Here is a 9,953-nt window from a genome sequence, read left to right as displayed (position 1 = left end):
AGGTTGAGCGTTCAAGCGTCTGAGGCCCTGGGGGCTCACACGTTCTGGCCCTCAGACGTTCTGGCCCTCAGGCGTCCTGCGGGCGTTGACGGCGCGACTTGAGGCATTCGTTGATGCCCAGCACAAGGCCCGGCGCCAGCAGCAGCGCGATCAGGATCCACACCGGCAGCAGGCCGTAGTGCATCCAGGGCGTCATGCCCAGTTGCAGGCGGATATCGCCAGTGACAGTGGCCTCCTCGAACTGGGGTGCCCGGGCGATGATCTCCCCCTGCGGCGAGATGATCGCCGTCACGCCATTGCTGGTGGCACGCAGCAGATAGCGGCCGTTTTCCAGCGCGCGCAGCTGAGCCATCTGCAGGTGCTGCAGCGGGCCGATGGAGTGACCGAACCAGGTGTCGTTGGAGACGGTCAGCAGCACGGTAGAGCTCAAGGCGCGCTGGCGGACCAGCTCCGGATAGACGATCTCGTAGCAGATCGCCACGCCGATACGCAGACCGCTGACCATCAGTGGCGGCTGCTGGCTGTCGCCTGACTGCATGCTCGACATCGGCAGGTCCAGGAAGCCGATGATGCCCCGCAACCAGCTTTCCAGCGGCACATACTCGCCGAAGGGCACCAGATGCTCCTTGCGATACTGGGCCGACGGGTCATCGATGGGAATCACGCTGTTGTAGAAGCGATTGTCGGCGTCACGCTCGACGATCCCGGTGATCAGACCGGTCTTGGGCGGCAGAGTTGCCTGGATGCGCTCGAGGAAGGGCTCGGCCTGGTCGCGCAGCATCGGCAGTGCCGTCTCCGGCCACACGATCAGATCAGCATCGTCCTGCACGGCGCGCGTCATCGCGGCGTAGGTATTGGCCGCACGACGCTGCCCTTCGGCGCTCCACTTGATCAACTGCGGCAGGTTGCCTTGCAGCAGGGCGACGCGTGCCGGCTGGCCGCCGGACTGTGTCCAGTCGGTCGGCAGCAGCAGACCCGCGCTCCACAGCACGATCAGCGGCGCGATCGCCCACCAGCGGCGCCGCAGCGCCAGATTCCACAGCAGCGCCCCGGACAGCGCGATGATCAGCGAGATACCGTAGACGCCAAGCACCGGCACCCAGCTGGCCAGCGGCGAGCCCACGGCACTGTTGCCCAGCAGCAGCCACGGGAAGCCGGTGAAGGCCCAGGTGCGGAACAGCTCGCTGAGCACGAATACCGCGGCGAATGACAGCGCATCGAGCTTGCGTGAGCAGAAGCGCTGCCACAGGCCCATCCACAGCATCGGGAACAGCGCCATGCAGGCCACGAACAGCATCGTCAGCAGCACCGCCAGCGGCATGCCGGTATAGCCATAATCATGGATCGAGACGTAGACCCAGCTGGCCCCGCTGCCGAACAGGCCGACCCCGAACCACCAGGCGCGCAGGAAGCCACCGCCTTCCATGCGCAGCGCCCCGTAGAGCAGGCCTGCGCCGATCGGGCCCAGCCACCACTGCTCGAAGGGGGCAAAGCTCAGGGTGACCAGTATCCCGGCAATGATCGCCAGTACATTGGCCAGCAACGAGGCGCCCGGGAAGCTCCTCGCGCGGGGGGAATCTGACATGCCGCTCTCCTTGTAAAATGCCAGACACATCGGCGGATGTGTCTGGCATTGTCCTCTATCGGGTCAGCCTGTGGTCAGGCCATGAATCACTCGCCGCTAATGTGCGCACGATGCTCGGCCGAGGGCGGCGCGTCACCGGTGGCATCTTCCAGACGGCATACCTGTACCTGACGAATGCGACGATTGTCCGCATTGAGCACCGTGAAACGCCAGCCGGCGAAATCGGTGGATTCCTGACGGCGCGGCATGTGACCGAAGCGCTGAATCATCAGACCGCCGATGGTGTCGAATTCCTCATCGGAGAAGTCGGTATCGAAGTGCTCATTGAAGTCATCGATGGTGGTCAGCGCGCTGACGGCGAATTGGCCATCGCCCAGCTCGCGGATGTCCTCATCCTCATCGGTGTCGTGCTCATCCTCGATATCCCCGACGATCTGCTCGAGGATATCCTCGATGGTGACAAGGCCTGCCGTGCCGCCGTACTCGTCGATGACCACCGCCATGTGATTGCGGGTCTCGCGAAATTCCTTGAGCAGGCTGTTGAGGCGCTTGGATTCGGGGATGAACATCGCCGGACGGATCGCTTCGCGCAGATCGAAGCGCTTGCGCTCGCTGTCATTTTGCAGAATCAGCGGCAGCAGGTCCTTGGCCAGCAGGATGCCGAGCACCTCGTCGAGGTTCTCGTCGATGACGGGATAGCGGGAGTGAGCCGATTCGAGAATCAGCGGCAGGTACTCCTCCGGGCGCTGATCGACCTGAATGGCCTGCACCTGGGAGCGGGGGATCATCACCTCGCGCACCTGCTGGTCGCTGATTTCCAGCGCGCCTTCGATGATGGCGATGGCGTCCTGATCGAGGTTGAGGCGTGGGCCTACCTCAGCCAGAAACTGGAGCAGCTCGCTACGGGAGCTGGGTTCGTCGGTGTCGCTTGAGAAGGCGCCGAACAGCTTATCGAGCCAGGTTTTCGATTGGCTTCCCGATCGGTCTTCGCTCATGCGTTAGTTTCTCTTTTCCTCGGTGGCGATACCCCATCGTCGTGGTGGTATCGGGGCAGCCGAGCGACCCGGGGACAAGCCCCGAGTCACCCGACGGCGGGTGCTGCCGATGCGCAGGGGCGCCGGCATCAGTGATTCTCTTCCCGGTAGGGGTCGGCGATGCCGAGCCCTGCCAGCACATGACGCTCGAGCGCTTCCATGCGTTCGGCTTCATCGTCCTCGATATGGTCATAGCCGAGCAAGTGCAAGGTGCCATGAACCAGCATGTGGGCGAAATGATTTTCCAGCGACTTGCCCTGTTCCCGCGCCTCGCGGGCGACGACATGCACGCTGATGATCAGGTCGCCCAGAAAGCGCTGCTCATCAAGAGCTTGTTCATCAAGAGCTTGCTCAGCCGCGGTCTCGGGAGCCGCAGAGCCGAGGGCAGAAGACGCGGTGCCAGAAGTCGAGAAGCCAGAAGGCGCGGCATCAGAGACGTCTGCCTCGTCAGCTTCGCTCATGGCGTCTGACGCCAGCATGACATCGTCGCTGTTGTGACCGTCGAGACCTTCCTCTTCGCCGGCGTCCAGATCGCCCTCCGGCATGCCCGCAAGCGGCAGGCTGTCGTCATCGCCTTCCTCGGCGAAGCGCGCGGCCAGTTCCGGCGGCAGGGCGAAGTCGTCCAGATCCAGCGGCTCATGCGGGAAGGACAGCACGTTGGTCGGGGAGTCCTTGCCGCGATAATCGCGATTGAGGCCCTGACTCTCGGCTTCTTCCACCAGACGCACGGTCAGCTCGTACGGCGCCGCGGCGTCGCTGGCATCGCGCTCCAGCGCGCCGTCTTCCGCGGCGGCCAGCAGCGCAGCCGCCACCCAGGCTTCCAGCTGATGGCTGGCCGGCAGCGGCTGGCCATCGAATTCACTCTCGCCGATGGCCAGTTGCAGGTCCACGACGACCGCAGGGGCTTCGCTCACTGGCTACCTCCCGTCGGGGTGCTGGCAGGCGGCACGTTGCTCTGGGCATTCAGCGCCGCCATGCGGGCTTCGCGCTCGGCCTGACGCTGCTCGCGACGCTCGCCTTCCTGCTGCTCTTCCGCGGCTTCGAAGGTGTCGTAGGCCTCGACGATGCGCTGCACCAGCGGGTGACGCACGACGTCCTTGGCCAGGAAACGCGTGATGCTGATCCCCGGGGTGTCCTTGAGGACCTCCATCACGTGCGCGAGACCTGACTGGGTGCCACGCGGCAGATCGACCTGCGAGACGTCACCGGTGATGACGGCGGTGGAGCCGAAACCAATGCGCGTCAGGAACATCTTCATCTGCTCGCGCGTGGTGTTCTGGGACTCATCGAGAATGATGTAGGCGTTGTTGAGCGTCCGGCCGCGCATGTAGGCCAACGGCGCGATCTCGATGATCTGGCGCTCGATCATCTTGTTGACGTGCTCGAAGCCGAGCATCTCGTACAGGGCGTCGTAGAGCGGGCGCAGGTAGGGGTCGATCTTCTGGGCCAGGTCCCCCGGCAGGAAGCCGAGCTTCTCGCCGGCCTCGACCGCCGGGCGCACCAGCAGGATGCGTCGCACTTCGTTGTTGTTGAGCGCTTCCACGGCAGCGGCGACGGCAAGATAGGTCTTGCCGGTACCGGCCGGGCCGATGCCGAAGTTGATGTCGTGATTGCGCATCTCGGTGACATAGCCCTGCTGATTGAAGCCGCGCGGGCGCACCAGCACCTTGGGCGTGCGGATCACCACATCACCGTAGGTGGCGCCCTGGTCTTCGGCGGCCTCGACCAGCGCCTCGACGCCGGATTCCTGCAGGAACAGATGAACGGTCTCGGCATCGACTTCGCCGGCGCCGGTCTCGCGATACAGATGCTCCAGCACGTTGGCGGTCGCCTTCACGGCGGCCGCGGGGCCTGCGATCTGGAAGTCATTGCCGCGATTGCGCAGGGTGACACCGAGCCGGGATTCGATCAGCTTGAGATGCTCGTCGCGCTGGCCGGTCAGGCTGGCCAGACGCTGCGGGTCTGCCGGCTCAAGCGTCATGTTGAGAATGCGATTGGCTTGCTGTGACTGGTGGCTCAAGGCGTCGAATATCCTGATAGTGATGAGTGACGATGATGCTTGGCGATGAGGGGCAGCCGCGATGGCGGATACCTGCGCGTTATGCACGGGGCGCTCTGCCCGCCACGGCGCATGACGGCGCCATTTCAGTGTCAATGGTGACGCGTTGCCGAAGTCTCAAGAGAGCTTAATGCGCGATGGCCGTACAGGGCAATTGTCCTGTACGGCCAGCGTGGCTATCTGCTTGATAGTGGGGGCTGATGGCGCCTCGTCAATGTCGTGAGCGACGAGCGATCAATAGCGGTAGGGCGAGCTGAGCTCACCGCGCAGCGAGTTGGGGTAGGCCTCGGTGATCTCGACATCCACCAGGTAGCCGATCAGCTCGGTCGGGTTGGCGGCGCGGAAGTTGACCACCCGGTTGTTCTCGGTGCGCCCTGACAGCAGGCCCGGGTCACGCGGCGAGAAGCCGGAGACCAGGATGCGCTGGGTGGTGCCGACCATCTTGCGACCGATCTGCATCGCCTGCTGGTTGATGCGCTCCTGCAGGATGAGCAGGCGCTCCTTCTTCACTTCTTCCGGAGTGTCATCTTCCAGATTCGCCGCCGGGGTGCCCGGACGTGCGGAGTAGATGAAGCTGAAGGAGTGATCGAAGCCGATCTGGCCGATCAGGTCCATGGTGTCCATGAAGTCCTGATCGGTCTCGCCCGGGAAGCCGACGATGAAGTCGGAGGAGAAGCTGATGTCCGGACGCAGCGCGCGGATGCGTTCGAGCTTGTCGATGTAGAGGTCACGCTCGTGGCCGCGCTTCATCGCCGCCAGAATGCGGTTGGAGCCCGACTGCACCGGCAGATGCAGATGGCTGACCAGCTCCGGGATCTCACCGAAGGCCTCGATCAGCGAGTCCTTGAACTCCAGCGGATGCGAGGTGGTGAAGCGGATCCGGTCGATGCCCTCGACCTGCGCCACGCAGCTGATCAGCTCGGCGAGATCGATCTCCTCACCCAGCTGGTTGAGACCGGCGTAGGCGTTGACGTTCTGGCCCAGCAGGTTGATCTCGCGCACGCCCTGGTCGGCCAGGTGGATGACTTCATCCATCACCTTCTCGAAGGGACGCGAGACTTCCTCACCGCGGGTGTAGGGCACCACACAGAAGGTGCAGTACTTGGAGCAGCCTTCCATCACCGAGACGAAGGCGCTGGCACCGTCGCTCTTGGGCGCGGGCAGGTTGTCGAACTTCTCGATCTCGGGGAAGGTCACGTCGACCACGGAAATCTGCTTGAGGCTGTCGCGGCGGGTGTCGAGCATCTTCGGCACGCGGTGCAGGGTCTGCGGGCCGAACACCATGTCCACATGCGGGGCACGCTTGCGCAGGTTGTCGCCTTCCTGACTGGCCACGCAGCCGCCGACGCCGATCACCAGGTCTGGGTTCTTTTCCTTGAGCTTCTTCCAGCGTCCCAGCTGGTGGAACACCTTCTCCTGCGCCTTCTCGCGGATGGAGCAGGTGTTGAGCAGGATGACGTCTGCTTCGGATTCGTCGCTGGTGACTTCCATCTGATGCGATTCGCCGAGCAGATCCGCCATGCGCGCGGAGTCATACTCGTTCATCTGGCAGCCGTGAGTCTTGATGAAGAGTTTCTTCGCCATTGCCTTGTGTGAACGCTCTGAGCTGCGCGCCCGGGCTTCGTGCGCCTCGCGCCCGGGCACATGGTGGCGGCGGGCAGCGTCAGCGGTCAGGAGAAGCGGGCGCGACTTGTAATGAATGAGCCCCGGCGCCGATGGCTGGCCGGGAATCGAGGGCGCGACGATACTGTGCCAAGCGGCACGCTGATCGGGTCGAGGCCAAAATCGGGACGGCACAGTATAGGAGTCTGCCGGCCATGCGGCCAGCCCTGTCGCATCGCTGTCAGCAATGAGGAGGATGCCTGCCAACCACCGGTTCAGCCTGATGGTGGCTGTGGTATCCTCACGAGAAAGCCCGCGCATGCCCTGACGCTACAACAGGGGCTTGGCATGTTTCATAGTTATCAGGCAGGTGTTGCGCAACGTACATCAGGCTGTCAATGGCTTGATTTGTTGAGGTTTTCATGCCGATAGCCCGGCTGCCTGAGCTGGTTAAAATTTGATCGATTTGTTGGCGGGGCAGGCATTTCGCCGTGCGCAGACCTGCCCCTTTGAGGTTGTCCCAAGACTTATCCACAGAAAGTGTGGATGTCTGAAGACACTGAAATGACAGTCTCGGATTTTTCTCGCGGCAAATTCGTACCGTACGTCCAAGCGCGACAGCGATGCCAGGCAGGACGCCTTGCATTGCGCAACCTGGCAGACACCGCATGGGCAGACAGGGCGAGGCTTCCTTCGCCCAAAAGCGGTCGATCATGTTCGGCATGTAGGGATGCAGGATTCAGCGCGCTTGCTCCTCGTGCCCACACGCCTGACACGGTCGGCTTACGCCCTTAGACAGCCATGAAGAACACGATATGACGCGATTCTCCATTACCAGCACCCCTTCATCTTTCGGTCTCCTGTCACCCCGATCGCCGTGTTCGACGCTTGCGCGCTCACTGCGCCGTGTGGTGCTGGGGGCTGGCGTCGCCGGCAGCCTGCTGCTGGGCGCACCGCTGGCCAATGCGGCCACCGACCGCTGGGTCGCCGATGACCTCACCACCTTCGTGCGCAGTGGCCCGACGGATGGCTACCGCATCGTGGGCACGGTGGAAGCCGGCCAGCCGGTCGAGCTGCTCGAGGTCCAGAATGACTACAGCAAGATCCGCACCGCCAGCGGCGACGTGGTGTGGATTCCCTCCGCTGACCTGCAGGACACCCAGAGCGTCAATGCCCGGGTGCCCGAGCTGAGCGCCAGGGTCAAGGAATTGACTGCCAAGCTCGACGGCATCAATGAAGAGTGGGAAACCCGTGTCGAGGACATGAAGACCGGCCTCGAGACGCGTCAGGCGCGCATCGAGGAGCTTGAGCAGGCCAGCAACAGCCAGTCAGCCGAGCTTGCCCAGGCGCGTAGCAAGATGCAGGACATGGAAACCAAGCTCGATACCAAGAAGCAGGACCTGCTGATGCGCTACTTCATGTACGGCGGTGGCGTGGCGGGTGTCGGCCTGCTGGTCGGCCTGATCGTGCCGCACCTGCCGCGTCGCAAGAAGAAGCGTCACGGCTTCCTGTAAGGCATCCCGGTAACCGATAGCAGAGGGAGTGCGCCAGCTCATGTCGGCACAAGACACGACGATGGACGCGACGCCGGCCAGTGACCCCTGGCTGGCGCGATGGCAGGAAGGGCGGATCGGCTTTCATCTGCCCGCCACGCATTCGGCGCTGGAGCGTTGGTGGCCGCGGCTTGAGATCGCGGCGGGCGCCAAGGTGCTGGTGCCGTTGTGTGGCAAGAGTCTCGACATGCGCTGGCTGGCGGCGCAGGGCTATCCGGTGCTGGGCATCGAGCTTGCACGCCAGGCCTGTGAGCAGTTCGTCGCCGAAGGCGCCGGGGATGTCTCGCGCTATCGGCTGGAGCACTTCGAATGCTTCCGCCAGGGCATGGTCGAGCTGTGGTGCGGAGACTTTTTCCACTTCCATATCGACCATGTCGATCATCTGGACGCCTTCTATGATCGCGCCGCGCTGATCGCCTTGCCGCCGGCCACCCGGCAGCGCTACGCCTTCCATCTGGCGCAGCTGCTGCCCCCGGGCGCGCGTGGCCTGTTGATCAGTCTCGAGCGGCAGACGGAGCAGCATCAGGGCCCGCCGTTCCATGTCGCCGAAGACGAGATTCGTCAGCTGTTGAGCGCCAACTTCACGCTTGAGGTGCTGGAGCGTCGTGCCCCGGATGAGCGCGGTTTGCGTGAGACGGTGTGGAGTCTGGTGCGCAAGGGACCGCGTCGCTGACGACTCAGAGGTGACCTTGTCAGTCAGGTCCAGTCCTCATGAAGGTCCAGCTCGCATGAAAAACGCCACCGGCGCCCAATGGGCGGCGGTGGCGTTTTCGTTGGTGGCGAGCTGCTGATCGAACTTGCTGATCGAGCCTACTGGTCGAGCTGGCGGATCAGGGTGGTGTCCTGGAAGGCGCGAGTCAGCGCATCGCCGATCACCTCAGAGACCATCTCGGTGTTCTTCTCCTGACTCGGCTTGAGGGCATAGCCCTGATCACGCGTCGCGGTGTAGCTGCCGGTATAGCGCTGCTTGCCGGACACGGCGACGGCCTTGATCACGCCATTGAGTGTCGCGGTGTCGGTGATCAGGCCGCCGCGCTTCACGCCATAGGCCAGCTCGGTCAGCGAGATGGTCAGCTCTGCTGCGCCCTGGTTGGCCTGCTCGGCGGACACCGGCACGAAGCCCATGCGGCGCAGGGCGCTGACGGTCTGGGCCTCAAGCTTGGGTGTCAGGTCGCCGGTCGGCACGACCAGATAGCTCGAGGCATTGGTGGCGCCATCGCGAGAACCGATGCGCTCTGACGGGCGCTCATCGAGCACATCCACCACCACCTGTTGCCCGTGGCCGACCACGCCCATCTCGCCGACCTGCGGATTGACGTACAGGCGTTGCGGGCTGGTGCCGCAAGCGCTGAGAAGTGCCGCCGTGGCGATCAGTGCCACGCTCATGCAGGTGGTGCGCAACTTGTGCATCATCATCGGGGTTCCTGGGCCTGAGGCCGGTTGTCATGGGAGTCATCTCGGCCATCCGTTGCCAATATCTCGCCTGCAGCGCGGGATGGCCGGAGCACAATGGCGCGAGTATAGGGCCAGAATGGCGCCTGAGCGTAGTGGAAATTCAGGCTCACGGGTGTCCTCTGCAAGCGACAGTGGCCGAGGTTCATGGCCCGTAGCCCATGGTCCATGGCTCATGCGCCGTCGACGCGTCTGCTCAAGGCCAGCAGGCCCAGCAGCGGGCCGGGCAGCAAGGCCAGCAGCAGCAGGCTGCCGTGGCCGGCGATCAGCGGCGTGAGCAAGGCGATCGAGACCAGCGACAGGCTGAAGCCGAAGGCATTCATCATCGCCAGGGCGCTGGCCTGCAGCTCGACCGGGGTGCCGCCCGCGGCAAGTGCCGAGAACTGTGGCGAGTCGATCACGGCCAGAAGGCTCCACAGCGCCAGCAATGCCAGCAGCACGCCGTAACCCGCCTCAAGCTGCGTGGCGGCGACGAAGACCAACGTCAGCATCACCGAACCGGCGAGCCCGAGACGCGCGACCCACAGGCTGCCTCGGCTGCGCGAGAGCCAGCCCCCGATGACGCAGCCGGGCGCGCCGATGGCGATCACCAGGAAGCTATGCCAGGCCAGGGTGGCAGGAGAGAGCGTCACGCCTGTCGCGCTGGCCATCTGGGTCAGCAGCAGAGG

7 protein-coding genes and 3 pseudogenes are annotated in these 9,953 nt (G+C 64.0%); 2 read left to right on the top strand and 8 right to left on the bottom strand.

The annotated features are described in order from the left end of the window. Positions 1 to 67: 67 nt before the first annotated feature. The 6 genes and pseudogenes from lnt to miaB all read right to left on the bottom strand — a co-directional run bounded on the left by lnt (position 68) and on the right by miaB (position 6,262). Positions 68 to 1,585 (bottom strand): apolipoprotein N-acyltransferase, encoded by a 1,518-nt coding sequence (gene lnt, locus AC4FAH_RS02205; protein WP_286989315.1) that lies wholly within the window; start codon positions 1,583 to 1,585, stop codon positions 68 to 70. A gap of 86 nt (positions 1,586 to 1,671) precedes the next feature. Continuing rightward, positions 1,672 to 2,580 (bottom strand): CorC family transporter, encoded by a 909-nt coding sequence (locus AC4FAH_RS02200; protein ID WP_052384764.1) that lies wholly within the window; start codon positions 2,578 to 2,580, stop codon positions 1,672 to 1,674. Positions 2,581 to 2,708: 128 nt separating this feature from the next. After that, positions 2,709 to 2,990 (bottom strand): annotated as a pseudogene (gene ybeY / locus AC4FAH_RS02195) (rRNA maturation RNase YbeY); the annotation flags it as partial. A gap of 180 nt (positions 2,991 to 3,170) precedes the next feature. After that, a pseudogene (gene ybeY, locus AC4FAH_RS02190) lies at positions 3,171 to 3,461 on the bottom strand (rRNA maturation RNase YbeY); the annotation flags it as partial. Between the two features lie 68 nt (positions 3,462 to 3,529). Then, positions 3,530 to 4,639 carry a PhoH family protein gene (locus AC4FAH_RS02185; RefSeq protein WP_052384763.1) on the bottom strand — a complete coding sequence of 370 codons (1,110 nt, stop codon included), beginning with the start codon at positions 4,637 to 4,639 and terminating at the stop codon, positions 3,530 to 3,532. Between the two features lie 273 nt (positions 4,640 to 4,912). Next, on the bottom strand, positions 4,913 to 6,262 hold the full coding sequence (gene miaB, locus AC4FAH_RS02180) for a tRNA (N6-isopentenyl adenosine(37)-C2)-methylthiotransferase MiaB (protein ID WP_192838307.1): 1,350 nt from the start codon (positions 6,260 to 6,262) through the stop codon (positions 4,913 to 4,915). 833 nt (positions 6,263 to 7,095) lie between these two features. Between miaB and AC4FAH_RS02175 the strand changes: the two genes are divergently transcribed. Continuing rightward, positions 7,096 to 7,794 carry a TIGR04211 family SH3 domain-containing protein gene (locus tag AC4FAH_RS02175; RefSeq protein ID WP_082388145.1) on the top strand — a complete coding sequence of 233 codons (699 nt, stop codon included), beginning with the start codon at positions 7,096 to 7,098 and terminating at the stop codon, positions 7,792 to 7,794. 40 nt (positions 7,795 to 7,834) lie between these two features. Then, positions 7,835 to 8,506 (top strand): thiopurine S-methyltransferase, encoded by a 672-nt coding sequence (gene tmpT, locus AC4FAH_RS02170; RefSeq protein WP_225996460.1) that lies wholly within the window; start codon positions 7,835 to 7,837, stop codon positions 8,504 to 8,506. 137 nt (positions 8,507 to 8,643) lie between these two features. Here tmpT and AC4FAH_RS02165 read toward each other — a convergent pair whose 3' ends face one another. Together AC4FAH_RS02165 and AC4FAH_RS02160 are read right to left on the bottom strand one after the other, a co-directional pair. Then, positions 8,644 to 9,249, bottom strand: coding sequence for a YajG family lipoprotein (locus tag AC4FAH_RS02165; RefSeq protein ID WP_052384762.1), 606 nt, complete (start codon positions 9,247 to 9,249; stop codon positions 8,644 to 8,646). Positions 9,250 to 9,458: 209 nt separating this feature from the next. After that, positions 9,459 to 9,953: pseudogene (locus AC4FAH_RS02160) on the bottom strand (MFS transporter); the annotation flags it as partial.

The sequence above is a fragment of the Cobetia sp. genome (genome assembly GCF_983723665.1).
The sequence above is the reverse complement of the archived record's forward strand: the minus strand, read 5'-3'. Positions and strand labels throughout refer to the sequence as shown.

Coding starts and splice junctions, on each gene's coding strand:
- lnt (WP_286989315.1), bottom strand. CDS start 1,585: ATGTCAGATTCCCCCCGCGCGAGGAGCTTCCCGGGCGCCTCGTTGCTG.
- tmpT (WP_225996460.1), top strand. CDS start 7,835: ATGTCGGCACAAGACACGACGATGGACGCGACGCCGGCCAGTGACCCC.
- AC4FAH_RS02200 (WP_052384764.1), bottom strand. CDS start 2,580: ATGAGCGAAGACCGATCGGGAAGCCAATCGAAAACCTGGCTCGATAAG.
- miaB (WP_192838307.1), bottom strand. CDS start 6,262: ATGGCGAAGAAACTCTTCATCAAGACTCACGGCTGCCAGATGAACGAG.
- AC4FAH_RS02165 (WP_052384762.1), bottom strand. CDS start 9,249: ATGATGATGCACAAGTTGCGCACCACCTGCATGAGCGTGGCACTGATC.
- AC4FAH_RS02175 (WP_082388145.1), top strand. CDS start 7,096: ATGACGCGATTCTCCATTACCAGCACCCCTTCATCTTTCGGTCTCCTG.